This window comes from Pseudoxanthomonas sacheonensis (assembly GCF_010093305.1).
In the GTDB taxonomy this organism is placed as follows: domain Bacteria; phylum Pseudomonadota; class Gammaproteobacteria; order Xanthomonadales; family Xanthomonadaceae; genus Pseudoxanthomonas_A; species Pseudoxanthomonas_A sacheonensis.
In genome coordinates, this window is sequence record NZ_PDWS01000001.1 from 289828 (window position 1) to 314859 (window position 25032).

Genomic DNA, 25032 nt, shown 5'->3' on the forward strand with positions numbered 1-25032 from the left:
CTTACTTGGCGGGTTTGAACACGACCTTCGTACTCACCGCCACTTCGTTCGGAATGGTCTTGGTATCGGCCCAGTCGTCGCCGCCGCCCACGCCGAAGTCCAGGCGCTTGACCGTGGCCTTGCCGCTCAACACCGGTTGCGCGCCCGGGGTCCAGGTGAAGGTCAGCGTGACCGGCTTGCTGACGCCGCGCAGGCTCAGGTTGCCGTCGGCTGCGTACTGGTTGCCGCCCAGCGAGCGGAATTTGGTGGCCGTGTAGCGGGCCTGCGCGAACTTGGCGACATTGAAGAAATCGGCGCCGGACAGCGTGGAATCGCGGTCGCCATTGCCGGTGCTGGCGCCGGCCAGCGGAATCACCACGTCCAGTTTCGAGGTCGCCAGCTTGGCCGGGTCGAAACTCAGCGTGGTGGTGAAGCTGGCGAACTTGCCGGTGAACACTTCGCCGTCGTACTTGCTGGCGAACACCAGGGTCGAGCCGGGCGCCTGCACGTAATCGGCGGCGAACGCGGCGGGGGCGGCGACCATCGTGGCTACCAGCGCGGCGGCGGTCAGCGCGGGAGTACTGAAATTACGGGACATGCGGGGGTTCCTCGGGGAGATTGACGACGGGAATGGCGGGAGCGGCGGGTGTGTTATCGACCATGCGGGGTGAACGCCGCGGCAACATGCGCAGCAGGGTGGCGTCGCGCTGGAAATAGTGGTGATAGAAGGCTGCTCCGGCGTGCGCGGCGACCAGCGCCACCAGCACCCAGAACCCAAGTTCGTGCACTTCGTGGGAAAGATTGCGCAGCGTTTCGTCCGGCGGACTCAGCTTGGGCATGTCGAACAGGCCGAACCAGCGGAACGGGCGCAGACCGCTGGCCGAGTCGTACAGCCAGCCCGAAATCGGCATGGCCAGGATCAGCGCGTACAGCAGCCAGTGGGTCACGTTGGCGATGCGCTCCTGCCAGGTCGGAGTGCCCGGCACCGGGTCGGGCTTGCCCGCGTAAAGGCGCCACGCCAAGCGCGCCAACACCAGCGCCAGCACGGTGATGCCCGTCGACTTGTGCGCTGTGTAGACCCAGAAATACTTCGGCGTCTTCGGCAGTTCGCCCATGGTCAGACCGACGATGGCCAGGCACAGGATCAGCAGCACGATCAGCCAGTGGAAGGCCTGACTTACCGGGCCCCAGCGGTCGGCGGTGTTTTTCAAGGTCATGGCTTGGCTGGCTCCGTGGTCGGGGTGGGCGTGGCGGCGGGCGGCTGCCCTTCGTCGTGTTCTTCATCGTGCTGGTCGTTGTCGTCAGCATCCTTGCGCGTGCGCGTGGCCTCTACTTCCAGGCGCAATTCCACGCTGTCGCCGATGACCGACTTCCAGGCATCGATGCCGAATTCCGCGCGACTGAGCGTGGCGGTGGCTGAAAATCCCGCCGTGCGCCGGAACGGCGGCAGCGGATGGCGTTTGAGCGCATTGAAGGTCACTTCCAGCTTCACTTCCTTGGCGACTCCGTGCAGGGTCAGCGTGCCATATACAGAGGCGTGCTGGGGGTCGATGGGTTCGATGCGGGTCGAAACGAAGCTTGCGGTCGGGAATTGCTCCGCGTCCAGCAGGTTGCGCGCCAGCACGGCCTGGTTCCACTTCTCATCGCCCAGGTCCAGCCGCTGCAAGGGAACGCTGACTTCAAGCTTGGCCGTGGTCCAGTCCTCCGGGTCGAATTGCAGATGGCCGCTGCTGCCGGACACCGTACCGATGGCCTTGGAAAAACCGGCGTGTTCGACCGCGATCATGACCCGGGTATGCACCGGGTCCAGTTCGTACGCCGCACTCGCCGCCCGCGCCGGCATGGCGGACAGCGGCATCAGCAAAAGCGCGACGCCAAGGGGAAGGCATGGATTCATAGGCCCGGGATTCTAGGTGGGTGCCGCTGAAGATACGCCGCTTGCACATGCAACGGTCCGTTGCGATGCTGCCCGGACAGGGAAGCGGATCAAGTGGGGTAGGGAATGAGGCGGTGCGTCTGGTTGCTGGGACTGGTCATGCTGTGCGCCGGCGCGCAGGCGGCCGTGCCCGAAATTCCGCGTTTCCGGTTGCTGAGCTCCGCCGACGGCCTGCCCGCCACCACCATCCCGGCGCTGGCGCGGGACCGCGAAGGCTATCTGTGGATCGCCACCTGGGACGGCCTGGCGCGTTACGACGGGGTGGGTTTTCAAACCTGGCGCCACGATCCCGACGATCCCGCTTCGCTGCCCGGCAACGTCGTACAGGCGCTGCACATCGACGGCGACGACCGCATCTGGGTGGCTACCGAAAACGGCGGCCTGAGCGTGATGGGAGCCGACCGCAAGGGTTTCCGCCACTACCGCATGGCCGACCATCCGGAAATGGGCAGCGACGATGTGTTCACCATCGCCAGCCGGGGCAAGGAGGTGTGGTTCGGCACTTTCGGCGGCGGCCTGCACCGGTTGTCGCCGCAAGGAAGCATCCGCAGCTTTCGCGCCGACGAGAAGACGCCCGACGGGCTGCCATCCGACACGGTGCTGTCGCTTTCCTTCGACCAGAAAGGAGGCTTGTGGATAGGCACCATGGGCGGGCTGGCCCGTTTCGACGGCAAGACCGTGCGCCGGGTCGCGACGCCGGCCGGCGAAGACCTGATCGTCTATTCGGTTACCCGCATCGGCGACACGCAATGGGTCGGCACCTCCGAAGGCGTTTTCCAGTGGCGCGCAGACGGCCGCTGGCAGACGCCGGAGTGGTCGCCGATGTTCGCCCGACCCAATGCGGTGATGACGATACTGAGCGACGGCAGCGGCGAATACTGGCTGGCCAGCCAGGGCGGCCTGTGGCGCACCGAAGGCAACGGCGCTCCCTCGCCGGTCGTCCACGACGATCTGGGCGCAGGCATCGGACGCGTGGTGCAGACCGCGCTGCTGCAACCCGACGGAGGCATGTGGGTGCCCGTGCCGACCAAGGGCCTGGCTTATTTGCGTTCGGATTGGCGGCGTATTGCCGCGTTCTCGCGCGCACAGGGGCTTGGCGGGGGCGTTTACCGTGGTCTCTCCGCCTCAGGAGCGGACCATATCTGGCTGGTCAGTACGATCGGCAAAGTGGAACGCCTCAACACCCGCACCGGCGAAATCACGCCATTGGGGCTGTACGAAGAGCAATTGAAGGACATCCGGCTCATTTCGGCGCTGGAAGACAGCAAGGGCCGCCTGTGGCTGGGCTACCGCAAGGGATTGATGCGGATCGACCTGACGACCCAAGAAATGCGCAGTTGGGAGACCGACGCCCCGCACGACCCCCATCCCGACGAAAGCACGGTGGACTGGCTGGTGGAAGCGCCCGATGGATTGTGGCTGTCCACCCAGATGGGCAGCGTGCAGCGTCGCGACCTGGATACCGGCAAGGTGCTGGATACCCTGCCGGTGAATGCGGACGGTTCGCCGCTGTCGGACGTGGAAGCGATGGCGCTAGCGCCCGATAACGCAGTGTGGCTGGCAGGTGCGAAGGGTTTGCGGCGCTGGCAATCGGCGCAACGCAGGTTCGTCGCCCTGCCTGCGTTCGGCGAGCAGCGCGTGTTCGGTTTCGTGTTCGAGAGTCCGGACCGTCTCTGGCTGCACCGTTTGTCCGGGCTGGAGGCCTGGCATCGCGGCGCTTCCGGCGGTTGGACGCTGGCAAGGCGCATCGCCAGCGCGGATGGTCTGCCGGCGCTGGAATCTACCGGTTTGCAGATCGACGCGCAGAAACGACTGTGGCTGGCCACGCGGCGAGGGCTTTTCCGTTTCGATCCACGGACCGGCCAGGTGCGCAATTACGGCGCGCGCGATGGCTTGCTGAGCCAGGAATTCAACGACCGCGCCCTGTTGATCACCCGCGACGGCGTGTTGGCGGGAAGCGCGGCCGACGGTTCGGTGATGCTGCTGGATACGCGCCTGCCCGACCCGGCGCCGGTCACGCCGCATCTGGTGCTGGATGCGTTGCAGGTCAGCCGCGACGACGGAATCGTCGCGCTGCCGGTCACGGGCGGCTTCGCTTTGCGGCCGGGCGATCACGAATTGCAGATCAGCGCGCGGCTGCTTTCCTTCGACGACCCGCTGGTCAACCGCTATCGCTCGCTGCTGGAAGGCTTCGACAAGGATTGGGTGGACCAGGGCGCCAGCGGCGAGCGCGCGTTCTCCACTCTGTCGCCGGGCGATTATGTGTTGCGCATGCAGGCTTTCGACGATGCGGGTAACGCTTCGGCCGAGCGCGTGCTGCGCTTCCAGGTGTCGCCGCCCTGGTGGCGCAGCAAATGGGGAATCGCGTCGTTCGTAGTGCTGGGCCTGTTGTTGCTGGGCGTCGCCGGCGCTCTGTACCGGCGTCGCTTGCGCCGCCGCAACGCCTGGCAGCTGGCCGAACACAAGCGCGACCTGGCCGAACAGGCTTCGCTGGCCAAGACCCGTTTCCTGGCCACGCTGGGCCACGAGGTGCGCACGCCGATGACCGGCGTGCTGGGCATGAGCGAACTGCTGCTGGCCACGCCGCTGGACCAGAAACAGCGCGGCTACACCCATGCCATCCAGAACGCCGGCACGCATCTGCTGCGCCTGGTCAACGACGCGCTGGATATCGCGCGCATCGAGGCCGGCAAGCTGGAGTTGCAGCAACAGGATTTCGACGTGCGCGCGCTGGTGGACGAAGTGGCGGGATTGACCGCGCCGCTGGCCGAGCAACACGGCCTCAGCTTTTCCGACGAAGTATCGGCCAGCGTGCCGGCGGCGCTGCAGGGCGATCCGATGCGGGTACGGCAGATCCTGCTGAACCTGCTGGGCAACGCGATCAAATTCACCGAGAAAGGCGGGGTGACCTTGCGCGTTTCGCCTTGCCTGCCGCAAGGGATACGCTTCGCGATCGGCGATACCGGACCCGGCATCAGCGAGGAACAGCAAACCCGCCTGTTCCAGCGTTTCGAGCAGGCCGAGGGCGCGCGCACCGCGGCGCGCTACGGCGGCAGCGGCCTGGGCCTGGCGATCTGCCAGGAGCTCGCCGTAGCCATGGGCGGGCGCATCAGCGTGGAAAGCACACCGGGACAGGGCACCTGCTTCATCGTGGAATTGCCGCTGGCCACGGCCGCCGAACTGCCTCGACAACCTCGTGCCGATCCCTCGGCGCCCTTGCCGTCGCTGCGCATCCTGCTGGTCGAGGACGATGCCACCGTGGCCGAAGTGATCGCCGGCCTGCTGCGCGCGCGCGGCCACCAGGTCAGCCATGCCGCGCACGGTCTGGCGGCGCTGACGCAAACAGCGGCGCAGGCGTTCGACATCGCGCTGCTGGACCTGGATCTGCCGGGCCTGGACGGGCTGGCTCTCGCCCGCCAGTTGCGCGCCCAATCGTTCGAGGCGCCGTTGATCGCAGTCACCGCACGCGCCGACGCGGAAGCCGAACCGCTGGCGCAGGCGGCGGGTTTCGATGGTTTCCTGCGCAAACCGGTGACCGGCGATCTGTTGGCCGCGGCCATCGAGCGGGCGATGATGCGACCCCGCAACCGCGCTTGAGCCGTTCACGACCGCACGTGCCGAATCAGAAGGCGCCCGCATGAGTTTCCCGTGCAAACGATTCGCCCTATCGCTGCTGGCGCTGGCCGCACCGCTGGCCATGGCCCAGGCGCCGATAGCGCCTGATGCCGGTAGCGTCCAGACGCCGTTCCTGGGCGGATTCCTGAAGGAAACGCGCGTGATCTATCCGCTGCGGATCGGCGATTGGCAGGCCCAAGGCGAGCATCTCTACGAGCAGCGGGAACTGGGGGCCTCGGTGCGCTACGTGCACGGCCTCCAGAAGGATCGCTGGATGGATCTGTATTTCTATCCTGCGGGGATCCTGACCAACGAACAGTTGGGCGAAGCGATGGAAAGCACGCTGGAAGGGCTGCGCCTTTCCGCTGGCTACAGCGCTGCCGACATCGATCCGATCGCGCCGGTCGTGTTCACCCAGGGCAGCGGTGCGCAGAAGCAGAAAATCACCGCCTACTCCACGTCGATGCGGCTGGTGCGCGAAGGCCAGACTTACCATTCGGCGATGGTGATGCTGGTCAGCGATCTGTATTTCATCAAAGGCAGGTTCAGCGTCGAAGAGAAATCGCTGTCGCGGCGCGGAACGCAAAAGCAGCTGGAGAAGTTCATGGCTGCGGTGGTGCGCGAATCGACGCTGCGCAGTACCGGCGATTGCTGGATGCCGCCGCCCATCGTGGAGAAGGCGGCGCTGATCAAGGACGCGCCGGGTCAGTTGGCGGCAACGGACAAGGACGGCGTGCTGTCGGCCGTCGCCTACGCGGACCGGATCGAGGCGCTGGACGCGAAATCTTCGGAGGCCATCGTCATGCAATTCCTTTCCATGCCGATGAGCGGCCGCCTGGTTCCGGGCTGCGGTCCTGCCGAAGACATGAATCCAGAAGTGCCCAAGGACATGCGCGAAATCCGCCTTGAATTCGGCGCGCCTTCGGGCGAGAAGGGCAATCAATCCGTGCCGCTGAGAACGCGCGCGACCGGTGTCTCTTGAGTAAGGAAACGCATTGAACCTGGCCCTGTTCGATTTCGACGGCACCATCACCACCCGCGAAATGTTTCCCGATTTCATGCGCTTTGCGGTAACGCCGCGCAGGCTGGCATGCGGGAAGGTTCTGCTTGCGCCGCTCGTGGCCGGCTACCGGCTGGGCATGGTTCCCGGCAATGCGGTGAGGGCCGCCATCGTGGCTTTCGGTTTCCGCGGCGTGCCGGTGGAAGACATTCGGCGTGCCGGCGAGGCGTTCGCGTCGGACATCATTGCCGGGGCATTGCGAGCCAATGCAATGGAAAAAATCCGCTGGCACCAGACGAAGGGAGATCGGGTCGTCGTCGTATCGGGGTCATTGGAGGCTTACCTTGCTCCCTGGTGCAAGCAACATGGCCTGGAGTTGCTCTGTTCTCGGCTCGCGGCGACCAGCGGCGTACTGAACGGCCGCTACTTGGGCATGCAGTGTGTGGGCAAGGAAAAGGCCAGGCGGATACGCGAGCGCTACGACCTGGACGAATACGCTGCGGTGTACGCCTACGGCGATACCCATGAAGACGATGAGATGCTGGCCATGGCCGACCATGGTTATTTCCGTTGGCGGGCGATGACCGCCGTGCCTTGACCGGTTCGCATCGACAGGAAGGCGGGCATGCAAAGCAACCGACCGCGCGATCGCTCGCCTCAGTCGGACCAGGCTTCGGCGTAGACCGTGCGGTCCGGGTAGCCTTCTTCGGCATGCACCCAGATGCCGCCGAGCTCGCTGGCTTCCAGGTACAGGCCTTCCTCGCTATCGGTCAGCGCGCAGTGGCTGTCCACCAGCGCGGCCGGGTTGTCCTGCTGCGCGCGGCAACGCGATTCGATGAAACGCTTCAGCGCCTCGCGCGTTTCCGGGTAAGGCCGCTGCAGGATGTACTGGTGGTCGCTCCACAAGTCCGAGTCCATCAGCCTCACCTCGGCCAAGGGCTGCCCGGCGAATTGCGCCGTGCCTTCCTTCAGAAAGCCGGTGATGACGGTAGCCACCATGTCGAAACCCGCTTCATCGGCTTTCAGGTCCTCGCACTCCAGATGGATGCGATCCACGCTGCGTTTCCACAGCGGGTCCAGTTCGTCGATGCGCTTGGCGCGAATCTGATCGCAGGCCATCGGCAATTGGTTTCCCGCATCGTCGAACCTGGGTTGATGGACGATCAAATCGGGAAAATCGCCCCCCGACAATTGCAGCACGGGCGCGGGCGTTGCCGCCAGGCAGGGCCATGCCAGCGCTGACAGGCTGAAAAGCGCGGCAAGGGCGAGGCGGCGGCATTGCATGCGGTGCTCCAGGGCGATCCCGGCAAGGCTCAAGCCGGGTTGCGCGCCGACAGCGCATGCACGGCATCCACCAGCACGGCCACGTGCTCGGGATCCATGTCCGGCGACATGCCGTGGCCCAGGTTGAATACATGTCCCGAGCCTTGGCCGTAGCTGGCCAGCACGTTGCCCACTTGCGCGCGGATCGCCTCGGGCGAGCCGTACAGCACTGCGGGATCCAGGTTGCCCTGCAAGGCGACCTTGCCGCCGGTGCGGCGGCGCGCTTCGGATAGTTCCACCAGCCAATCCACGCCCACCGCATCGGTGCCGCTTTCGGCCAACGCTTCCAAGTGCGCGGCGTTGCCCTTGCCGAACAGGATCAGCGGAGTGAAATCATCCCGATCATCCTGAGTCTGTCGAAGGACATTGCTGCCACGCTCCAGTTCGCGAGCGATGCGCGTCAGGTAGGGCAGGGAGAATTCGCGGTACATCGCGGGACTGAGCACGCCGCCCCAGGTATCGAATACCTGCAACGCCTGCGCGCCTGCCGCGCGCTGCGCGGACAGGTAGGCGATCACCGCGTCGGTGTTGACCGACAGCAATCCATGCAGGGTGGCCGGGTCGTTCAGCGCCATCGCCTTGATGCGCGCGAAATCCTTGCTGCCGCCGCCCTCGACCATGTAGCAGGCCAGCGTCCACGGGCTGCCCGAGAAACCGATCAGCGGCACCTTGCCGTCCAGTTCGCGGCGGATCACCCGCACCGCGTCCATCACGTAGCGCAGTTCTGTTTCCATGTCCGGCACGCTGAGCTTGGCCAGGTCGGCCGCACTGCGCACCGTATTGCGGAATTTGGGGCCTTCGCCATCGACGAAATAAAGCTCCAGGCCCATCGCATCGGGAATGGTGAGGATGTCGGAGAACAGGATCGCCGCATCCAGATCGAAACGCGCCAGCGGTTGCAGGGTGACTTCGCAGGCGATCTCCGGATTCTTGGCCATGGCCAGAAAGCTGCCGGCCTTGGCGCGCGTGGCGCGGTATTCGGGCAGGTAACGCCCGGCCTGGCGCATCAGCCAGACAGGAGTGCAGTCCACGGGTTGGCGCTTGAGCGCGCGCAGCAGGCGGTCGTTCTTCAGAGCGGTCATGAGGGATCCGGGAAAAGAAAAAGGGGGATCAGGTCGCGGGTGCGCTCATTTGGGCGCGTCGGCGCCGCGCACGAAGGTGACCTGATAGCCGCGTTTGATATGGCCGTCGCGCGCTTTCTCGAAAGCGGCGGTGGCCTCGTCCTGCAGCAGGTATTGCTCGCGCTTGAGCTGGGCGCGGCCGCCCAGCTGGCCGGTTTCGCGCAGCAGTTCCCAGCCGCCGAACAGATCGGGCTGCAGGGTCAGCTGCACGTAGCGGGGCGATTCGCCCGCGGTCGGGCGTTGCTGGAGGAACAGGCGCATGGCCCATTTTAGCCGGAGAGCACCGCCAGCACGCGGTTTTCGTCCACATCGGGCACCACTTCGGCGCGTCCGATCCCGCGCCACAGCACCAACCGCAGGCGGCCGGCCAGGTTTTTCTTGTCCAGGCGCATGCGCGCCAGCAGCGCTTCGGGCGCCAGGCCAGGCGGGATCGAGGTGGGCAGGCCGTAGGCCCGCAGCAAGGCGATCAGCCGGTCGGTGTCGGCGTTTTCCGCCAAGCCCAGCATCGCCGACAGGCGTGCGGCCAGCACCATGCCGACCGCGACCGCCTCGCCGTGGTTGAGGTTGTCGTTGTGCGGGCTGCCGTAGCCCTGCTCGGTCTCGATGGCGTGGCCGAAGGTGTGGCCCAGGTTGAGCAAGGCGCGTTCGCCGCGTTCCAGCGGATCGCGTTCCACGATCTCGGCTTTGTGCTCGCAGCTGCGCGCGATGGCCATGGCCAGGGCCGCGTCGTCGCTGGCCAGCAGCGCTTCGCGCTCGGTTTCCAGCCATTCCAGGAACAGCGGATCGCGGATGGCACCGTATTTGATGACTTCGGCCAGCCCCGCCCGCAACTCGCGCGCCGGCAGGGTGCGCAGGGTGGAGGTGTCGGCGAACACCGCGCGCGGCGGGTGGAAGGCGCCGACCAGATTCTTGCCCTGGGCGATATCGACAGCGGTCTTGCCGCCGACCGAGGAGTCCACCATCGACAGCAAAGTGGTGGGAAGCTGCACGCAATCCACGCCGCGCATCCAGCAGGCCGCGGCGAAACCGGCCAGATCGCCCACCACGCCGCCGCCCAGCGCGAAGATGCAGGCATCGCGGGTCGCTCCCAGTACGGCCAGGGCTTCGATAGCCGCGCCGAAATTGGCCAGCGTCTTGGAGGCCTCGCCCGCAGGCAATACGAAGGTGCCCACCAGCAGATCGGGGCGCGCCTCGTGCAGAGCTTCGCGCACCGTGGCGACATACAGCGGCGCCACCGTCGAATCGCTCACCAGCAATACGTGCCGGCCGCGGACATGCCCGGCCAGGGCGGCTCCGTCGGCCAGCGCGCCAGGACCGATCACGATCCGGTAGGGGAATTGGCCGCCCACTTCGACGGTGCGCGAAACGCCATTCATGCCGCACGCTCGCTGCGCTGCCATTGGGCGGCAAGCAATTGCGCCAGGGTGGAGGTCGCCCCGCCTGGCGACAGGTCATCGGTATCCAGCATCAGGTCGGCCACTTCCATATAAAAAGGCTCGCGAACGGCGGTCAGATCGCGCAATACCTGCTCGCGGTCTCCGCGCTGCAGCAAGGGCCGGGCGCGGTCGCGTCCCAGGCGCTTGAGCTGCGCTTCGACCCCGACGCGCAAATAGACCACGAATCCGCGCCGCTGCATCAACGACCGATTGTCGCGGTCCAGTACCGCGCCCCCGCCGGTGGAGACCATTTTCCCTTCCTGGGCCAGCAGTTGCGCCAGAGCGGCCTTTTCGCGCTCGCGGAAACCCGCTTCGCCCACGTGTTCGAAGATGGTGTTGATGGTGGCGCCGCAGCGCTCGACCACCGCCTGGTCCACATCGGCGAACTCCAGGCCGAAACGCTCGGCCAGGCGCCGGCCGATGGAGGTCTTGCCGGCCCCCATGGGGCCTACCAGGATCAGATTGGGGGCGGGATTCATGTCGAACAGATGCTATCACCGGCTCACGCCGCCGACATCGCTGGCCGCCCGCATCGCTGGCGCCGCGTTAACGGCAACGGGGCTACCTTCGTGAGTCCGGCGCAATCCGCCAAACCGAAGGATCAAGCCATGTCGATCGCCAAGATCATCGAAGTCAACGCCGCCTCCAAGACCAGCATGGAAGACGCCGTCAAGAACGGCCTCAAGAAGACCTCGGAAACCGTCAAGGGCATCAAGGGCGCCTGGGTCAACGAAATCAAGGTCGTCACGGACGACAACGGCAACGTCACCGAATGGCGCGTCAACCTGCGCATCACCTTCGTGGTGCAGTAAAGGCAGGGCGGGCACTGCCCGCCCCCGTATCCAGTACGGGGCAGGCTCTACAAAGGCCGCCGTTGTTCGTCGACGGAAACGGTTTTGTCCGCGATCGCCGGCAGGGTACGCAGGGCCTGCCGGCTTACCCGTTCGAAGAACTGCACGAAGCGTCGGACTTCCGCGCGCGTCATCGCCGCGCGGCCCGGATCGGCGGCGCGCAGCGTCTGCTCCTGCTGCCAGCGCCATTCCGGCACCACTTCGAAGCCCGGTCCCTGCAAGAACCACAGCGCATCGATAGTCCGCCACAGCCGGGGATAGTCGTCGGCCAGGGCCGCGTTGCACCACCTGCGCCAGCTTCCGTCGGGGTCCTCGTCGCGTTCCAGCGCGTTGACCGGCGTCATCAGTTCATCGGAGTTCTGGGGCGGCGTTTTCAGGAACCAGCCCTCCAGCAGCACGAAATCGCAACGTTGCTCCGCCGTCGGCCACTGCGCGACCGGCAAGCGGTCGTCGGCGAGCTTGTCGAAGCGCGGCAACCGCGCTGCGCGGCCCGCGCGCAGGCTTTCCATGGTTTCCAGCGCCAGGCCGAGGTCGTGGGTGCCGGGCGGCCCGCGCGTGGCGAGCAGGGGATGCACCTCGCGCGCCAGCCGTTGGCGCTGGTCCCGGCCCAGGTAGAAATCGTCTATGGAAAGCACCGCGACGCGAAGTCCGCGCTTTTCCGCAAGTCCGGCCACCTGTGCGGCCAGTGTGGACTTTCCGCTGCCCTGCAGGCCTGCGATGGCGAACACAGGCGTGGGCCGGGGAAGCGAGAGCGCGGCATCCAGCGCTGTGGAAACCAGGGATTCCCCGAATCCTTTGCCGGATGCGTGCGTGTCGGCGGTCATGGGGCGACAATAGCGCAAGGCCCCGACAAGAAGCATCGAATGACAGACCTGTACGCAGAAGCGCTCGCTACTTTCACGGCATTGTTCGCCGAGGCCAAGGCCAGCAGCGGCGAAATAGAGCCCAACGCCATGACCTTGGCGACCGCCACCGCCGACGGGCGGCCTTCGGCACGGACGGTGTTGCTCAAAGCATTCGATGAGCACGGCTTCGTGTTCTATACCCACCTGCACAGTCACAAGGGCCGCGAGCTGGAGGAAAATCCGCGCGCCGCGTTGCTGTTCCTGTGGCGCAGCCTGCGGGCGGCGGGCATCCAGGTGCGGATCGAAGGCGTGGTGGAGATAGTCGACGAGGCCGAAGCCGATGCGTATTTCGCTTCGCGTCCGCGCCCCAGCCAGGTGGGCGCATGGGCTTCGGCTCAATCGGAGACACTGGAATCGCGCGAGGATTTCGATGACCGCATCGCTCAGGTGGAAGCGGAATTCGAAGGGCGCGAGATTCTCAGGCCGGAAGGCTGGAGCGGATTCCGCGTCGTGCCGCAGGCTTTCGAGTTCTGGTACGGCGCCGAGTTCCGCCTGCACGAGCGCTGGCGCTACGAATGCGACGCCGCTGGCGAATGGTCGAAGCGGATGCTTTATCCGTGACCCGGACGGCCGGCATGCCTGGGAGCGACCGTTGGAATGGCCGTAGGAGCGACGCGAGTCGCGAAAGCGGGCACTCGGAAAAATTGGTTTCGCGACTCACGTCGCTCCTACGACGGGGCAAGCGGTGACGGGGCCCCAACGCATCGTCTGCCTCACCGAAGAGCCCACCGAAACGCTGTACGCGCTGGGCGAACAGCACCGCATCGTCGGCATCAGCGGCTTCACCGTGCGTCCGGCCATCGCGCGCAAGGAAAAACCGAAAGTCAGCGCGTTCACCAGCGCCAGGATCGGCGAAATACTCGGGCTCGAGCCCGATTTCGTGATCGGCTTTTCCGATATCCAGTCCGAGATCGCCGCCGAGCTGATCAAGCAGGGCGTCGAAGTGTGGATATCCAATCACCGCAGCGTCGAAGGAATCCTCGATTACATCCGTCGCCTGGGCGCGCTGGTCGGCGCAGGCGACAAGGCCAACGCCTATGCCGATGAGCTACAGCATGGTTTGGAGCGGATCGAACGCGACTCCGCGACGTTGGCGCGGCGGCCGCGGGTGTACTTCGAAGAATGGGACGAGCCGCCCATCACCGGCATCCGCTGGGTCGCCGAGCTGATCCGCATCGCGGGCGGCGACGACGTGTTCCCCGAACGTTCGGTGGAATCGCTGGCCAAACACCGCATCCTGGCCGACGCCGGCGAAGTGGTGCGCCGCGCGCCCGACATCATCCTGGGTTCGTGGTGCGGCAAGAAATTCCGGCCGGAGAAAGTCGCCGCGCGCCCGGGTTGGCAGGCGATACCCGCGGTGCGCGACGGCGAACTGCACGAAATCAAGTCGCCGCTCATCCTGCAGCCCGGACCGGCCGCCCTGACCGACGGCGTGCGCGAGATCGCAAAGATCATCCAGGCCTGGTCGCTCCGTCAGCACCCACTGTAGGAGCGGGCCCTGCCCGCGACGCTTTTTCTCAAATCAAATGGCAAGAGCGTCGCGGGCAGGGCCCGCTCCTACGGGTTCAGAAATTGCGCTGGAACTTCACTTTCTCTGCGCGGCCATCGGCCTTGATGGTGACCTCGAAGCGATAGCTGTCCCGCGCATGGATCGTGAAGACGCCGATGTGATCGGTGTATTGGCCGGTCTTCACCGCCGAGAATTCGATGTGCTGCCGCGCGCCCTGCAGGTCGAAAGCCTCCGCCGAAACCTCGGCCTCGGCACTGGTTTCCTCGCCGTTCTCCAGGCGCCTCACCGCGACCACCAGCATCGCCGAGCCGGCATCCTTGGTCACGCCGTACTCCCGCGCCACGGCGTCGTTGAGGCTCAGGGTGGGCAGGGCGTTGTAGTGCACGCGCAAGTCGCCGAAATCGGCGGAGGATACGGCGGGCGGGACGAATTCGGCGGCGCGCGGCTTTTCGGCCGCCGAACAGGCGGTGAAAAGAAGGAGCGGCAGACAAAGCGAAAGATATTTCATTGGAGAGGCCTCGTGAGTCTTCATGCCGATTCAGTCGTTCGCCGCCGACAATTCCTTTCCGCGTTCGCTGGCTGCATGGATCGCCTTGCCGACCAGTTTGGCGAAGCCACCTTCCTGAAACGCCTCGATCGCCGCCTGGGTGGTGCCGTTGGGCGAGGTCACCCGCTTGCGCAGTTCGGCCGGTTCTTCGTCCGATTCGGTCAGCATGCGCGCAGCACCCAGAATGGTCTGCAGCACCAGCGTACGCGCGGCATCGTCGTTCAGGCCTTCCTGCTTCGCCGCCGCCTCCATCGCTTCGGCAAGCAGGAACACATACGCCGGTCCGCTGCCCGAAACCGCGGTCACCGCGTCCATCTTGGCTTCATCGTCGATCCAGACCGTCTTGCCCGCACTCGAGAGCAGGGCTTCGGTTCGCTCGCGTCCGCTCGCATCGACCTGCGGGGTGGCGAACAATCCGGTCACGCCCGCGCCCAGCAGAGCAGGGGTATTGGGCATGGCGCGAACCACGGCGACGCCGTCGCCCAGCCATCGCTGCATCTGCCCGGCAGTGATGCCGGCGGCGATGGACACCACCAGCGCGCCGTGCTCCTGCGCCTGGGCCGACAGGCCTTGGCATACCGTGCGCATGACCTGCGGCTTCACCGCCAACAGCCACAGGCTGGCGCCGGCAACGGCTTCCTGCGCAGTGGCGAATACCGGCACGCCGAAATCCCTCGCCAGGGATTCGCGGACGACCTCGACGGGTTCGGCAACCCGGATGCTTGCGGCGCTCGCACCGCGTGCGATCAGGCCGCCGATCAGACTGCGCGCCATGTTGCCGCCGCCGATGAAGGCGATGGAGCCGGCAATAGGGAATGGGGAATGGGGAACGGGGGAAGGGCTTGTCATTCGGTCTTGATGCCTTTGGAAGGTGATCCACGGTGTTCGCTAATGAGTCGTGATGTGGGAACTGGGGCCTTTACCGATTCCCCATTCTCCATTCCCTATTCCCGGCTTCTCGGGCCGAACAGGGCGGTGCCGATACGCACCATCGTCGCACCTTCGGCGATGGCCAGCGGAAAATCGTCGCTCATGCCCATGGAAAGCGTGTCCACCGAGCTGTGCCGGGCGGCCAATGCATCGAACAGAGCCGCCATGCTGCGATAGGCGGGGCGGCGCGCTTCCAGGTCGGCATGCGGTGTCGGGATCGCCATCAGTCCGCGCAGGGTCAGGCGCGGTTCCCGCTCGATGGCCTCGGCCAGTTCTGCGACCTGTTCCGGGGCGCAACCGTGTTTGCTGGCCTCGTCGTCGATGTTGACCTGCACCAGCACGTTCAGCGGCGGGCGATGCGGCGGACGGAAGCGGGCGAGCGCGGCGACCAGTTTCAACCGGTCCACGGTCTGCACCCAGTCGAAGAGGTTCGCGGCCGTTTCGGCCTTGTTGGATTGCAGATGGCCGATCAGATGCCACTCCAATCCCGCCTGCGCCAACGCGCCGATCTTGGCTTGAGCTTCCTGAACGTAATTTTCCCCGAAAGCGCGCTGTCCGGCGGCGGCCAGAGCCGCGACCGCCGTCGCAGTTTGGGTCTTGGAAACCGCCAGTAAGCGCGGCGGTGGCCGATCGCTCGCAATCGCCGCGTTTTCAAGGCTTTGGAGTATCGCGCTGAGGCGTTGTGCGAGCATAATCCTTCAACCGTTGGATATCGCGGCAAGGTGGGTATACTGCCTCTCGGGGATGTATCGTTCCAGCTGTCGCAGCAATTTTGGGGAAAGCAGCGTATGGATATCGCCGAACTTCTGGCGTTCTCGGTCAAGAACAAAGCCTCCGACCTGCATCTGTCGGCCGGCCTGCCGCCGATGATCCGGGTGGACGGCGATGTGCGCCGCATCAACATTCCGGCGCTTGACCACAAGCAGGTGCATTCGCTGGTCTACGACATCATGTCGGACAAGCAGCGCCGCGACTACGAGGAATTCCTCGAGGTCGACTTCTCCTTCGAGATTCCCAGCCTGGCGCGCTTCCGCGTCAACGCGTTCAACCAGAACCGCGGCGCCGGCGCCGTGTTCCGCACCATTCCTTCGGAAGTGCTGACCCTGGAAGACCTGGGCTGCCCGCCGTTGTTCAAGCAGCTGATCGAACAGCCGCAGGGCCTGATCCTGGTCACCGGTCCGACCGGCTCGGGCAAGTCGACCACGCTCGCCGCGATGATCGACCACATCAACAAGAACGAGTACGGCCATATCCTCAGTGTCGAGGATCCGATCGAATTCGTGCACACCTCGCAGAAGTGCCTGATCAACCAGCGCGAAGTGCACCGCGACACGCACGGCTTCAACGAGGCGCTGCGCTCGGCGTTGCGCGAAGACCCCGACATCATCCTGGTAGGCGAGTTGCGCGATCTGGAAACCATCCGCCTGGCGCTGACCGCCGCGGAAACCGGACACCTGGTGTTCGCCACCCTGCACACCAGCTCGGCGGCCAAGACCATCGACCGCATCATCGACGTGTTCCCGGCCGGCGAAAAGCCGATGGTGCGCTCGATGCTGTCCGAATCGCTGCGCGCGGTGATTTCGCAGGCGCTGTTGAAGAAGGTCGGCGGCGGCCGTACCGCGGCATGGGAAATCATGGTGGGCACGCCGGCCATCCGCAACCTGATCCGCGAGGACAAGGTGGCGCAGATGTATTCGGCCATCCAGACCGGTCAGCAGAGCGGCATGATGACCCTGGACCAGCATTTGCAGGATCTGGTGAAGCGCTCGCTGATCACGCGCCACCAGGCCAAGGAATACGCCAAGGACAAGCGCCTGTTCGAATGAGGCCGGGAATCGGGAACGGGGAATAGGGAATGGTAAAAGCAACAGCGACTGCCGTGTTCCAACCCCACCCGAAATCCGGCTTTGACGATTCCCGATTCTCGATTCCCCATTCCCAGCTCCGCAGGAGCACACCATGAGCACCATCGATTTCACCTCGTTCCTCAAGCTGATGGCCCACCAGAAGGCCTCGGACCTGTTCATCACTTCCGGCATGCCGCCGTCGATCAAGGTGAACGGCAAGATCTCGCCGATCACGCAGACGCCGCTGACCTCGCAGCAGAGCCGCGACCTGGTGCTGAACGTGATGACGCCGGCGCAGCGCGAGGAATTCGAAAAGACCCACGAGTGCAACTTCGCCATCGGCGTGGCCGGCGTGGGCCGCTTCCGCGTCAGCTGCTTCTACCAGCGCAACCAGGTGGGCATGGTGCTGCGCCGCATCGAGGCGCGCATTCCCACCGTGGAAGAACTGAACCTGCCGCCGATCATCAAGACGCTGGCCATGACCAAGCGCGGCATCATCATCTTCGTCGGCGCCACCGGCACCGGTAAATCCACTTCGCTGGCGGCGATGATCGGTTACCGCAACCAGAATTCCACCGGCCACATCATCACCATCGAAGACCCGATCGAATTCGTGCACAAGCACGAGGGTTGCATCATCACCCAGCGCGAAGTGGGCATAGACACCGACAGCTGGGACAACGCGCTGAAGAACACCCTGCGCCAGGCGCCGGACGTGATCATGATCGGCGAAGTGCGCACCCGCGAGGGCATGGACCACGCCATCGCCTTCGCCGAAACCGGCCACCTGGTGCTGTGCACCCTGCACGCCAACAACGCCAACCAGGCCATGGACCGCGTGATCAACTTCTTCCCCGAAGACCGCCGCGGCCAACTGCTGATGGATCTTTCGCTGAACCTGAAGGGCGTGGTCGCCCAGCAGCTCATCCCGACCCCGGACGGCAAGGCCCGCCGCGTGGCGATGGAGATCATGCTGGGCACGCCGCTGATCCAGGATTACATCCGCGAGGGCGAAATCCACAAGCTCAAGGAAGTGATGAAGGAATCGACCAACCTGGGCATGAAGACCTTCGACCAGAGCCTGTTCGAGCTCTACCAGGCCGGCGAGATCAGCTACGAGGACGCATTGCGCTTCGCCGATTCCCAGAACGAAGTGCGCCTGCGCATCAAGCTGGCCCAGGGCGGCGACGCGCGCACGCTGGCGCAGGGGCTGGACGGGGTGGAGATCGCCGAGGCGCGCTGATCCGCCGCTTCGGAATTGCGAACGAAGGGCGGGCGACCGCCCTTTTTTCATGGACAATCGGTGCATGATCGATCTGCATCCCGACAGCGGCGAGGCGGCCGCGAAACTGCGGCGCTGGCTGGATGGCTACCGGCACGTGTTCGTGCTGACCGGCGCCGGCTGCAGCACCGGCTCGGGCATTCCCGATTACCGCGACGCATTGGGCGGATGGAAGCGCACGCCGCCGGTGAACTATCGCGATTTCGTCGAAGACCCCGCGGTCAACGCGCGCTATTGGGCGCGCAGTTTCATCGGTTGGCCGATCGTGTCGCGTGCCGAGCCCAATGCGGCGCACCGCGCGCTGGCAGGGGCGCAGTCCGCCGGCTGGATCTCGCGCCTGGTCACCCAGAACGTGGACGGCCTGCATGAGCGCGCCGGCAGCAGCGGTGTCATCGACCTGCACGGACGCATCGACGAGGTCGTGTGCCTGCATTGCGCCACTCGCTACCCACGCACGCAGGTACAGCAGCGGCTGGCGCGGGAAAATCCGCAATGGGCCGGACTTAGCGCCGGGGCCGCGCCCGACGGCGATGCCGACCTGGAAGGTCGCGACTTCAGCGGGTTCCGCGTGCCCGCGTGCGAGGCCTGCGGGGGCATGTTGAAGCCGGATGTAGTGTTTTTCGGCGAGAACGTGCCACGCGCCCGCTACGAGCAAGCGCGCCTTGCGCTGCAAGCGTCCGACGCGCTGCTGGTGGTGGGGTCGTCGCTGATGGTCTATTCAGGATTTCGCTTTGCGCGGATGGCGCATGAGGCGGGGCAGCCCATCGCCCTTCTCAATCAGGGCCGCACGCGCGCGGACGATTTGGCGTCGCTGAAGATCGAAGCGGATTGTGCGGCGACGTTGCAGAGCGCGCTAATTTCGCCAGCGCCGTAGGGTGGGCCTTGGCCCACCATTGCCCTGCGTACTCTTGCGACGACAAAGATCGAAGCTCCGTAGGGAGGGGTTGGCCTATGCCAATACCGTGTGCGGTGGTGGAGCCGTTTTCGATGATTGCCATTGCGGGTTGATGCATGGCAATGGTGGGCCAAGGCCCACCCTACGTTTTGCGCATCCAGGCAGGCTTGTGCTTGGCCGCGCGCTTGAACGCCGGGCAATCCTCCCGGTGCGCGCCGGGCAGGTAGCCCAGGCTCATCAGGAACTCCCCGGTGATCTCCCCGCCGGTGAAGCGGAACGTCTTCTTGAACAGCTTCACCCATTCGGCCTTGGTCAGCGGGTGGTGCGCCTCCAGCCATTGCGAGAATCCGCCGTGGGATTTGCGCAGGCCGCGGACGACCTGCGCGTTGTGGATGGCGGCATCGACTTTCAGCCGGTTGCGGATGATGCCGGCGTCGGCGAGCAGGCGGGCGCGGTCCTTTTCGCCGTAGCGGGCCACTTTGTCCACGTCGAAGCCGCTGTAGGCGGTTTGGAAACCCTGGCGTTTCTTCAGGATGGTTTCCCAGCTGAGGCCGGCCTGGTTGATCTCCAGGATCAGGCGTTCGAACAGGTCCGATTCCCCGGTTTGCGGGAAGCCGTATTCCCGGTCGTGGTACGGACCGTGGACCGGGTGGCCGGGCGCGAAATCGCAATAAGTCGTCATGGCCACAGGTTAACCCGGAAGCGATACGAGGCTCTAGAATGGGCCCATGTCCGCGATTTCCGCCAAGTTCTCCAACCAGCTGCTGATCGCGCTGCCGGCGCTGAACGACCCGCATTTCGCGCGCAGCGTGGCCCTGATCTGCCAGCACGACGAAGAGGGCGCGATGGGCGTGGTGGTCAACCGCGCTTCGGAGTACACCCTGGGCGACGTGCTGGCGCAGATGAACCTGGAAGTGCGGGATCCCGCGCTTGGCAACCAGATCGTGCTCAACGGCGGCCCGGTGCATCCGGAACGGGGCTTCGTTCTGCACGACGGCGGCCGCCAGTGGGATTCCACCCTGGCGATCGGCGATGGATTGGCGCTGACCACTTCGCGCGACATCCTGGAGGCGATGGCCGAAGGCGCCGGCCCGGAGCATGTCGTGGTCGCGCTGGGCTGCGCCGGCTGGGGCGCCGGGCAGCTGGAGTACGAGCTGGGTGAGAACAGCTGGCTTACCGCGCCGGCCGACTACGAATTGCTGTTCGCGCTGCCTCTGGAGCAACGCTGGCAGGCCGCGGGCGGACGCATCGGCGTCGACATCACCCGCGTGACCGACTACAGCGGGCACGCATGAGCGGACGGCCATGAAGCTGGACGGCACGGTGCTGGGATTCGACGTCGGCGCCAAACGCATCGGCGTGGCGGTGGGCAGCGCTTTCGGCAGCGGCGCGCGTGCGCTGGCGGTGATCGATGTGCACGGCAGCGGTCCGGACTGGCAGGCGATCGACAAGCTTCGTGCGGAATGGCGCCCGGACGGGTTGGTGGTGGGCGATCCGATGACGATGGAGGGCGGCGACCAGCCCATCCGCTTGCGCGCCCACGCTTTCGCGCGCGAACTGCAAGCGCGCTACCAATTGCCGGTGGTGCTGGTGGACGAACGCTCCAGCTCGGTGGAAGCCGCGCAGCGTTTCGCGCTGGACCGCGCCGAAGGCCGCAAGCGCCGCCGCGACGCCGCGGCGTTGGACGCGGTGGCCGCTGCGGTGATCATCGAACGCTGGCTGGCGGCTCCGCACGATGCGACACGGATTTAGGCGTTCCTTCTCCCAGAGGGAGAAGGAACAAACGGCTTCACGACCTGGAACTGATGCATGACCCAACAACTCGATTCGGACGGACGCCTGCTCCACCTGTTGACACTGGAAGGATTGCCGAAAGAAACCCTGTGCCGGCTGCTCGATCGCGCCGGCCAGATCCGCGATGCCGCGCTGGGGCGCACGCAGAAACGCAATTCGCTGCTCGGCACCACCATCTGCACGCTGTTCTTCGAACCCTCCACGCGCACGCGCAGCTCTTTCCAGATCGCGGCTCAGCGGCTGAGCGCTGACGTGATCAACTTCGACGCGTCGACTTCTTCCGCGCGCAAGGGCGAGACCGCGTTGGATACGCTCAAGAACCTGGAGGCGATGGGCGTGCGCGGCTTCGTCGTGCGCCATCCCGAAGACGGCGCGGCCGAGGCGTTGGCGGCGCAGGCGGGCGAAGGCACCACCATCATCAACGCCGGCGACGGACGCAGCGCGCATCCCACCCAGGGCCTGCTGGATGCGCTGACCCTGCGCCAGGCCAAGGGCGCCGATTTCTCGAAACTCAAGGTGCTCATCGTCGGCGACGTGAAGCACTCGCGGGTGGCGCGGTCGGACCTGCATGCATTGCGCACGCTGGGCATGGGCGAGATCCGCGTGTGCGGGCCGTCCTCGCTGCTGCCTGACGACAGCGCGTTGGCAGGCTGCACCCAGGGCGAGGATTTCGACGCCATGCTCGAAGGCGTAGATGCGGTGATGATGCTGCGCCTGCAGCGCGAACGCATGGAAGAAGGGCTGGTGGCGTCGCTGGACGATTACCACGCCCGTTACGGTCTGACCGCCGCGCGGCTGCGTCGTGCGGCTGCGGATGCGGTCGTTCTGCATCCCGGGCCGATCAACCGGGGCGTGGAAATCACGGACGAGGTCGCCGACGGACCGCAATCGTTGGTACTGCGTCAAGTGAGCAACGGCGTCGCTATCCGCATGGCCGTGCTGGAATCGTTGCTCGCCTAAATGCCGGCGTAGGAGCGACGTGAGTCGCGAATATCGGACCGGAATGTCTGCGGTTTCGCGACTCACGTCGCTCCTACGCCGGCCCCTGGGAAACGTCAGCGATCGCCCTTGCCGTGCAAGGCCAGCGCTTCTTCCACCAGCGCCAGCTGCTGCTGCGCTTCCGCATTGCCGTCGGCAGCCGCTTGTCGGACTTGATCGATGTCCGGATGCGACACGATCAGCAAAGTGCTCTCGCATGCCGGGCAGGCGTAGTCCGTCACTTCCTCGTGCAGCTCCATCTGCATCTTGCTGGGATCGCCGTCCCATCCGCATACGCAGGCGATGCGGTCGGTCCGCCAGCCCGGGGTGAAGTAGTTGCGGACGATTTCCGCCATGGCCGGGTGCCGCCTCAATCCTTGCGCTGCGCGAACAGCCACTTCCACATGGCGTCGTGGCGGTAGGTGGCGTCCCAGGAGTTGTGGTTTTCGTCCGGGAATTCGGTGTATTGCGCGTCGGCGCCGGCCGCCTTGAGCGCGGCGAAGGTTTTGCGGTCGTCGTACGGCAGCACCACGTCGTCCTTGGCGCCGTGGAAAATCCAGACCGGCACATGCTTCAGCCTGGAAGCCAGAGCGGCATAGGGGTCGGGCGCGTCGGCCACTTCGGTGACATAGAGCGCCCGTCCGCCAGCGGGCGCCAGGACAGCGCCGCAGATCGGCACCAGCGCCGCGAACCGGTTCGGCGCCTTGAGCGCCGTTTCCCAGGTGCCGTAGCCGCCCATCGACAAGCCTGTGAGATAGGTGCGCTGGGGATCGCCGTTGAATTCCCTGGTCGCCGCTTCCATGGCGGCCAACGCCATGTCGACGTTGGCGCCCATCCATTCGCCGTTCTCTTCGACCTGGGGGAAAACGACCAGGGCGGGGAAATCCTCCATATGCCGACGCACATACGGCCCCAGGCCGGCGTCGAGCTGTATCTTGTTGTCCGAGCCGCGCTCGCCGGAGCCGTGCAGAAACAGGATTACCGGGAGCTTTCCGGTTTTGCTCGCCGCAGGCACGAACACCTGATAGCGATGCCGCACGCCGTCACTGACGACCTCGCGTTCGACAAATCGTGCGCCGACCGCGGGCTTGGGGACGGTTGTGCAACCTGCGAGGAATAAGAGGGCCAGCATCAGTATTGATCCTGTCAGGAAACGATTGCGCAGAACGGGCATGCAGAGGTCCTTCGTGGCGATCATGCAGAAGCGGTAGTTTGCGCCAGCAGCGGATCGGCGCATGAACCGGCGGTAATCCCGGATGGGATATTCCGGCTGATGTCCGGCGTCAACGCCCGCGACCACGGACCGGACCGCGGGCGTTGCACCGCAGATCAGGGCGCGACCACCGGCGCCTGGCCGGAGAATGCGCCGCCCACGAACAACAGCACGAAGCCGATCGCGTACAACAACAGCGGAATCTTGTTCTCGGCGAAATTCATGATGGCGAAAATCAACCCGACCAGAGGAATGAGCAAGCTGCCCAGGCCCCACCAGATGCTTTCCTTGAACGCATTAACGACGATCCACAAGCCACCGACGATGCAGAGCAGTGCGCCAATCCAGAACATGCTCGAACTCCCCAAGTAATAACCTTCGGATGAAGGCGGGGACATTCTAGCCAGTGGCTGGGGCGATGGCGGATTGTGCTGGCGCAGCATCGCCAGCGCTCGCGGCGTGGAGGGGGTCAGTGCAGCAGCACCGCCGTCGCCAGCCCCAGGAAGCTCAGGAAACCCATCACGTCCGTAACCGTGGTCAGGATCACCCCGCCTGCCAGGGCCGGGTCGAAACCCAGGCGCTTGAGCGTCAACGGCACCAGCACGCCGGCGGTCGCGGCCGACAGCAGGTTGATGGTCAGCGCACTGCCGATCACCAGCGAAAGCGGAAGGTCCTGGAACCACAGGAACACGATGACGCCCAGCACCAGGCCCAGGCTCAGGCCGTTCATCAGCGCCACCCGCAACTCCTTCCACAGCAAGACGCGCACGTTGGACGCGCCTACCTGCCCAAGGGCAAGGCCGCGCACCATCAGCGCCAGCACCTGGGTGCCGGCGTTGCCGCCCATGCCGGCCACTATGGGCATCAATACCGCCAACGCGACGATCTTCTCGATAGTGCCTTCGAAACGGCCGACCACCGACGAGGCCAGGAACGCGGTGCCCAGGTTGATGCCCAGCCAGGTCAGGCGGCGGCGGAATGCGCGCGAGACCGGGCTGAAAAGGTCTTCATCTTCGTCCAGACCCGCGGCGCCCAGTGCCTGGTGCTCGGCCTGTTCGCGGATGATGTCGACCACGTCGTCGATGGTGATGCGGCCCAGCAGGATGTTGTTGTCGTCCACCACCGGGGCGGAGATCCAGTCGTGGTCGGTGAACTGGCGCGCCACCGCATCGGCGGAATCCTCCACCGCGATGGCCGGCTGCTCGTCGTCGATCAGGCGGTTGATCGGCGTGCTGTCGTCGTGGGTGACCAGCGAGGCCAGCGACAGGCGCCCCAGGTACTGGTGGCGGCGGCTGACCACGAACAGATGGTCGGTATGGTCGGGCAGTTCGCCGCGCAGGCGCAGGTAACGCAGCACCACGTCCACGTTGACGTCGGCGCGCACGGTGACCACGTCGGGATTCATCAAGCGGCCGGCGGTGTCTTCCGGGTAGGACAGGACCTGCTCGAGCCGTTCGCGGTTCTCGCGGTCCATCGACTTGAGCACTTCGTCGATGACCGTGTCCGGCAGGTCTTCCACCAGATCGGCCAGATCGTCGATGTCCAGGTCTTCGACCGCGGCGATGATTTCGTCCGGGTCCATGTCGGCCAGCAGGCTTTCGCGCACTTCGTCGCCGACGTGCACCAGCACCTCGCCGTCGTCCTCGGCGTCCACCAGTCCCCACACCACCTCGCGCTTGCCGGGCGGCAGCGACTCCAGCAGGTTGCCGATCTCCGCAGGGGCCAGGGTGTTGATCAGGCGCCGCACAGGGCCCAGCCGGCCGCTGTCCAGTGCGTCGGACAGCAAGCGCAGTTGGCGCGCGGTCTTGTCGTGGCGGACGGCTTCAGCCATGCGCGACTCCCGGTAGCGGTGAAGCCACTTCCGTGAGGG

General features: G+C 65.6%; 28 protein-coding genes and 1 pseudogene. 12 read left to right on the forward strand and 17 right to left on the reverse strand.

Features of this window, described 5'->3' with window-relative positions:
- Window position 1: 1 nt before the first annotated feature.
- The 3 genes and pseudogenes from CSC73_RS01180 to CSC73_RS01190 all read right to left on the reverse strand — a co-directional run bounded on the left by CSC73_RS01180 (window position 2) and on the right by CSC73_RS01190 (window position 1837).
- On the reverse strand, window positions 2-577 hold the full coding sequence (locus CSC73_RS01180) for a YceI family protein (protein WP_163838632.1): 576 nt from the start codon (window positions 575-577) through the stop codon (window positions 2-4).
- 76 nt (window positions 578-653) lie between these two features.
- Window positions 654-1196 (reverse strand): annotated as a pseudogene (locus CSC73_RS01185) (cytochrome b); the annotation flags it as partial.
- Window positions 1193-1837: a YceI family protein gene (locus CSC73_RS01190; protein WP_425502256.1), complete on the reverse strand. Its 645-nt coding sequence runs from the start codon at window positions 1835-1837 to the stop codon at window positions 1193-1195. The pseudogene CSC73_RS01185 and the gene CSC73_RS01190, both read right to left, overlap by 4 nt.
- Window positions 1838-1981: 144 nt before the next feature.
- Here CSC73_RS01190 and CSC73_RS01195 point away from each other — a divergent pair, with 144 nt between their 5' ends.
- The 3 genes from CSC73_RS01195 to CSC73_RS01205 are packed head-to-tail and all read left to right on the forward strand — an operon-like array spanning window position 1982 to window position 7128.
- A complete protein-coding gene (locus tag CSC73_RS01195) occupies window positions 1982-5512 on the forward strand; it encodes a hybrid sensor histidine kinase/response regulator (protein ID WP_163838635.1) in 3531 nt (1176 codons plus the stop codon).
- A gap of 40 nt (window positions 5513-5552) precedes the next feature.
- Window positions 5553-6512, forward strand: coding sequence for a hypothetical protein (locus CSC73_RS01200; protein ID WP_163838636.1), 960 nt, complete (start codon window positions 5553-5555; stop codon window positions 6510-6512).
- Window positions 6513-6525: 13 nt separating this feature from the next.
- Window positions 6526-7128 (forward strand): HAD family hydrolase, encoded by a 603-nt coding sequence (locus CSC73_RS01205; RefSeq protein WP_163838637.1) that lies wholly within the window; start codon window positions 6526-6528, stop codon window positions 7126-7128.
- Window positions 7129-7187: 59 nt separating this feature from the next.
- Here the strand turns inward: CSC73_RS01205 and CSC73_RS01210 are convergent, their stop codons facing one another.
- Genes CSC73_RS01210 through CSC73_RS01230 form a run of 5 tightly spaced genes read right to left on the reverse strand, consistent with a single transcriptional unit; the run spans window position 7188 to window position 10889 of the window.
- Window positions 7188-7814 (reverse strand): hypothetical protein, encoded by a 627-nt coding sequence (locus CSC73_RS01210; protein WP_163838638.1) that lies wholly within the window; start codon window positions 7812-7814, stop codon window positions 7188-7190.
- Window positions 7815-7843: 29 nt separating this feature from the next.
- Window positions 7844-8935, reverse strand: coding sequence for a uroporphyrinogen decarboxylase (gene hemE, locus CSC73_RS01215; RefSeq protein WP_163838639.1), 1092 nt, complete (start codon window positions 8933-8935; stop codon window positions 7844-7846).
- A gap of 45 nt (window positions 8936-8980) precedes the next feature.
- The gene (locus CSC73_RS01220) at window positions 8981-9235 is read right to left on the reverse strand and encodes a WGR domain-containing protein (RefSeq protein ID WP_163838640.1); all 255 of its coding nucleotides are present in this window, start codon (window positions 9233-9235) and stop codon (window positions 8981-8983) included.
- Between the two features lie 8 nt (window positions 9236-9243).
- The gene (gene aroB, locus CSC73_RS01225) at window positions 9244-10350 is read right to left on the reverse strand and encodes a 3-dehydroquinate synthase (RefSeq protein WP_163838641.1); all 1107 of its coding nucleotides are present in this window, start codon (window positions 10348-10350) and stop codon (window positions 9244-9246) included.
- Complete coding sequence (locus CSC73_RS01230) at window positions 10347-10889, reverse strand: shikimate kinase (protein ID WP_163838642.1); 543 nt, start codon at window positions 10887-10889, stop codon at window positions 10347-10349. Before CSC73_RS01230 ends, aroB begins: the two co-directional genes overlap by 4 nt.
- 129 nt (window positions 10890-11018) lie before the next feature.
- Here CSC73_RS01230 and CSC73_RS01235 point away from each other — a divergent pair, with 129 nt between their 5' ends.
- Entirely contained in the window at window positions 11019-11222 is a 204-nt protein-coding gene (locus CSC73_RS01235) for a dodecin family protein (protein WP_093284507.1), read from the forward strand.
- Between the two features lie 47 nt (window positions 11223-11269).
- On the opposite strand, the gene CSC73_RS01240 is transcribed toward CSC73_RS01235, so the two are convergent.
- Window positions 11270-12085, reverse strand: coding sequence for a kinase (locus CSC73_RS01240; protein WP_211840782.1), 816 nt, complete (start codon window positions 12083-12085; stop codon window positions 11270-11272).
- 39 nt (window positions 12086-12124) lie between these two features.
- Between CSC73_RS01240 and pdxH the strand changes: the two genes are divergently transcribed.
- Window positions 12125-12727: a pyridoxamine 5'-phosphate oxidase gene (pdxH, locus tag CSC73_RS01245; RefSeq protein ID WP_163838643.1), complete on the forward strand. Its 603-nt coding sequence runs from the start codon at window positions 12125-12127 to the stop codon at window positions 12725-12727.
- A 124-nt stretch (window positions 12728-12851) separates the two neighbouring features.
- The gene (locus tag CSC73_RS01250; RefSeq protein ID WP_163838644.1) at window positions 12852-13655 is read left to right on the forward strand and encodes an ABC transporter substrate-binding protein; all 804 of its coding nucleotides are present in this window, start codon (window positions 12852-12854) and stop codon (window positions 13653-13655) included.
- Window positions 13656-13731: 76 nt separating this feature from the next.
- Here the strand turns inward: CSC73_RS01250 and CSC73_RS01255 are convergent, their stop codons facing one another.
- From CSC73_RS01255 to CSC73_RS01265, 3 genes are all read right to left on the reverse strand, one after another.
- The gene (locus CSC73_RS01255) at window positions 13732-14184 is read right to left on the reverse strand and encodes a DUF4426 domain-containing protein (protein WP_163838645.1); all 453 of its coding nucleotides are present in this window, start codon (window positions 14182-14184) and stop codon (window positions 13732-13734) included.
- A gap of 30 nt (window positions 14185-14214) precedes the next feature.
- On the reverse strand, window positions 14215-15072 hold the full coding sequence (proC, locus tag CSC73_RS01260; RefSeq protein WP_163838646.1) for a pyrroline-5-carboxylate reductase: 858 nt from the start codon (window positions 15070-15072) through the stop codon (window positions 14215-14217).
- A 95-nt stretch (window positions 15073-15167) separates the two neighbouring features.
- Entirely contained in the window at window positions 15168-15845 is a 678-nt protein-coding gene (locus CSC73_RS01265; RefSeq protein ID WP_163838647.1) for a YggS family pyridoxal phosphate-dependent enzyme, read from the reverse strand.
- Between the two features lie 96 nt (window positions 15846-15941).
- Here CSC73_RS01265 and CSC73_RS01270 point away from each other — a divergent pair, with 96 nt between their 5' ends.
- The 3 genes from CSC73_RS01270 to CSC73_RS01280 all read left to right on the forward strand — a co-directional run bounded on the left by CSC73_RS01270 (window position 15942) and on the right by CSC73_RS01280 (window position 19156).
- Entirely contained in the window at window positions 15942-16979 is a 1038-nt protein-coding gene (locus CSC73_RS01270; protein ID WP_093282275.1) for a type IV pilus twitching motility protein PilT, read from the forward strand.
- Window positions 16980-17112: 133 nt separating this feature from the next.
- Complete coding sequence (locus CSC73_RS01275; protein WP_093282270.1) at window positions 17113-18243, forward strand: PilT/PilU family type 4a pilus ATPase; 1131 nt, start codon at window positions 17113-17115, stop codon at window positions 18241-18243.
- 64 nt (window positions 18244-18307) lie between these two features.
- Window positions 18308-19156 carry an NAD-dependent protein deacetylase gene (locus CSC73_RS01280; RefSeq protein WP_163838648.1) on the forward strand — a complete coding sequence of 283 codons (849 nt, stop codon included), beginning with the start codon at window positions 18308-18310 and terminating at the stop codon, window positions 19154-19156.
- A 163-nt stretch (window positions 19157-19319) separates the two neighbouring features.
- Here the strand turns inward: CSC73_RS01280 and CSC73_RS01285 are convergent, their stop codons facing one another.
- The gene (locus CSC73_RS01285; protein WP_163838649.1) at window positions 19320-19859 is read right to left on the reverse strand and encodes a DNA-3-methyladenine glycosylase I; all 540 of its coding nucleotides are present in this window, start codon (window positions 19857-19859) and stop codon (window positions 19320-19322) included.
- Between the two features lie 46 nt (window positions 19860-19905).
- Between CSC73_RS01285 and CSC73_RS01290 the strand changes: the two genes are divergently transcribed.
- The 3 genes from CSC73_RS01290 to CSC73_RS01300 are packed head-to-tail and all read left to right on the forward strand — an operon-like array spanning window position 19906 to window position 21931.
- A complete protein-coding gene (locus tag CSC73_RS01290) occupies window positions 19906-20472 on the forward strand; it encodes a YqgE/AlgH family protein (RefSeq protein ID WP_163838650.1) in 567 nt (188 codons plus the stop codon).
- 10 nt (window positions 20473-20482) lie between these two features.
- Entirely contained in the window at window positions 20483-20929 is a 447-nt protein-coding gene (ruvX, locus tag CSC73_RS01295) for a Holliday junction resolvase RuvX (RefSeq protein ID WP_163838651.1), read from the forward strand.
- A 57-nt stretch (window positions 20930-20986) separates the two neighbouring features.
- Window positions 20987-21931 (forward strand): aspartate carbamoyltransferase catalytic subunit, encoded by a 945-nt coding sequence (locus CSC73_RS01300; protein ID WP_163838652.1) that lies wholly within the window; start codon window positions 20987-20989, stop codon window positions 21929-21931.
- A 95-nt stretch (window positions 21932-22026) separates the two neighbouring features.
- On the opposite strand, the gene CSC73_RS01305 is transcribed toward CSC73_RS01300, so the two are convergent.
- The 4 genes from CSC73_RS01305 to mgtE form a co-directional block, all read right to left on the reverse strand.
- On the reverse strand, window positions 22027-22305 hold the full coding sequence (locus CSC73_RS01305; protein WP_163838653.1) for a hypothetical protein: 279 nt from the start codon (window positions 22303-22305) through the stop codon (window positions 22027-22029).
- 14 nt (window positions 22306-22319) lie between these two features.
- Window positions 22320-23081 (reverse strand): carboxylesterase family protein, encoded by a 762-nt coding sequence (locus tag CSC73_RS01310; protein WP_246197258.1) that lies wholly within the window; start codon window positions 23079-23081, stop codon window positions 22320-22322.
- Window positions 23082-23278: 197 nt separating this feature from the next.
- Complete coding sequence (locus CSC73_RS01315; protein ID WP_163838655.1) at window positions 23279-23515, reverse strand: hypothetical protein; 237 nt, start codon at window positions 23513-23515, stop codon at window positions 23279-23281.
- Between the two features lie 116 nt (window positions 23516-23631).
- Window positions 23632-24993 (reverse strand): magnesium transporter, encoded by a 1362-nt coding sequence (gene mgtE / locus CSC73_RS01320; protein WP_163838656.1) that lies wholly within the window; start codon window positions 24991-24993, stop codon window positions 23632-23634.
- Window positions 24994-25032 lie beyond the last annotated feature (39 nt).

What these genes read in the sequence shown, in the direction of transcription:
- CSC73_RS01285 (WP_163838649.1), bottom strand. Translation starts at nt 19,859, where the DNA reads ATGACGACTTATTGCGATTTCGCGCCCGGCCACCCGGTCCACGGTCCG.
- CSC73_RS01310 (WP_246197258.1), bottom strand. Translation starts at nt 23,081, where the DNA reads ATGCTGGCCCTCTTATTCCTCGCAGGTTGCACAACCGTCCCCAAGCCC.
- CSC73_RS01315 (WP_163838655.1), bottom strand. Translation starts at nt 23,515, where the DNA reads ATGTTCTGGATTGGCGCACTGCTCTGCATCGTCGGTGGCTTGTGGATC.
- CSC73_RS01235 (WP_093284507.1), top strand. Translation starts at nt 11,019, where the DNA reads ATGTCGATCGCCAAGATCATCGAAGTCAACGCCGCCTCCAAGACCAGC.
- CSC73_RS01210 (WP_163838638.1), bottom strand. Translation starts at nt 7,814, where the DNA reads ATGCAATGCCGCCGCCTCGCCCTTGCCGCGCTTTTCAGCCTGTCAGCG.
- CSC73_RS01180 (WP_163838632.1), bottom strand. Translation starts at nt 577, where the DNA reads ATGTCCCGTAATTTCAGTACTCCCGCGCTGACCGCCGCCGCGCTGGTA.
- CSC73_RS01240 (WP_211840782.1), bottom strand. Translation starts at nt 12,085, where the DNA reads ATGACCGCCGACACGCACGCATCCGGCAAAGGATTCGGGGAATCCCTG.
- CSC73_RS01255 (WP_163838645.1), bottom strand. Translation starts at nt 14,184, where the DNA reads ATGAAATATCTTTCGCTTTGTCTGCCGCTCCTTCTTTTCACCGCCTGT.
- CSC73_RS01190 (WP_425502256.1), bottom strand. Translation starts at nt 1,837, where the DNA reads ATGCCGCTGTCCGCCATGCCGGCGCGGGCGGCGAGTGCGGCGTACGAA.
- CSC73_RS01265 (WP_163838647.1), bottom strand. Translation starts at nt 15,845, where the DNA reads ATGCTCGCACAACGCCTCAGCGCGATACTCCAAAGCCTTGAAAACGCG.
- CSC73_RS01195 (WP_163838635.1), top strand. Translation starts at nt 1,982, where the DNA reads ATGAGGCGGTGCGTCTGGTTGCTGGGACTGGTCATGCTGTGCGCCGGC.
- mgtE (WP_163838656.1), bottom strand. Translation starts at nt 24,993, where the DNA reads ATGGCTGAAGCCGTCCGCCACGACAAGACCGCGCGCCAACTGCGCTTG.
- CSC73_RS01305 (WP_163838653.1), bottom strand. Translation starts at nt 22,305, where the DNA reads ATGGCGGAAATCGTCCGCAACTACTTCACCCCGGGCTGGCGGACCGAC.
- CSC73_RS01275 (WP_093282270.1), top strand. Translation starts at nt 17,113, where the DNA reads ATGAGCACCATCGATTTCACCTCGTTCCTCAAGCTGATGGCCCACCAG.
- CSC73_RS01280 (WP_163838648.1), top strand. Translation starts at nt 18,308, where the DNA reads ATGATCGATCTGCATCCCGACAGCGGCGAGGCGGCCGCGAAACTGCGG.
- CSC73_RS01230 (WP_163838642.1), bottom strand. Translation starts at nt 10,889, where the DNA reads ATGAATCCCGCCCCCAATCTGATCCTGGTAGGCCCCATGGGGGCCGGC.
- proC (WP_163838646.1), bottom strand. Translation starts at nt 15,072, where the DNA reads ATGACAAGCCCTTCCCCCGTTCCCCATTCCCCATTCCCTATTGCCGGC.
- CSC73_RS01200 (WP_163838636.1), top strand. Translation starts at nt 5,553, where the DNA reads ATGAGTTTCCCGTGCAAACGATTCGCCCTATCGCTGCTGGCGCTGGCC.
- aroB (WP_163838641.1), bottom strand. Translation starts at nt 10,350, where the DNA reads ATGAATGGCGTTTCGCGCACCGTCGAAGTGGGCGGCCAATTCCCCTAC.
- hemE (WP_163838639.1), bottom strand. Translation starts at nt 8,935, where the DNA reads ATGACCGCTCTGAAGAACGACCGCCTGCTGCGCGCGCTCAAGCGCCAA.
- CSC73_RS01300 (WP_163838652.1), top strand. Translation starts at nt 20,987, where the DNA reads ATGACCCAACAACTCGATTCGGACGGACGCCTGCTCCACCTGTTGACA.
- CSC73_RS01290 (WP_163838650.1), top strand. Translation starts at nt 19,906, where the DNA reads ATGTCCGCGATTTCCGCCAAGTTCTCCAACCAGCTGCTGATCGCGCTG.
- CSC73_RS01220 (WP_163838640.1), bottom strand. Translation starts at nt 9,235, where the DNA reads ATGCGCCTGTTCCTCCAGCAACGCCCGACCGCGGGCGAATCGCCCCGC.
- CSC73_RS01270 (WP_093282275.1), top strand. Translation starts at nt 15,942, where the DNA reads ATGGATATCGCCGAACTTCTGGCGTTCTCGGTCAAGAACAAAGCCTCC.
- ruvX (WP_163838651.1), top strand. Translation starts at nt 20,483, where the DNA reads ATGAAGCTGGACGGCACGGTGCTGGGATTCGACGTCGGCGCCAAACGC.
- pdxH (WP_163838643.1), top strand. Translation starts at nt 12,125, where the DNA reads ATGACAGACCTGTACGCAGAAGCGCTCGCTACTTTCACGGCATTGTTC.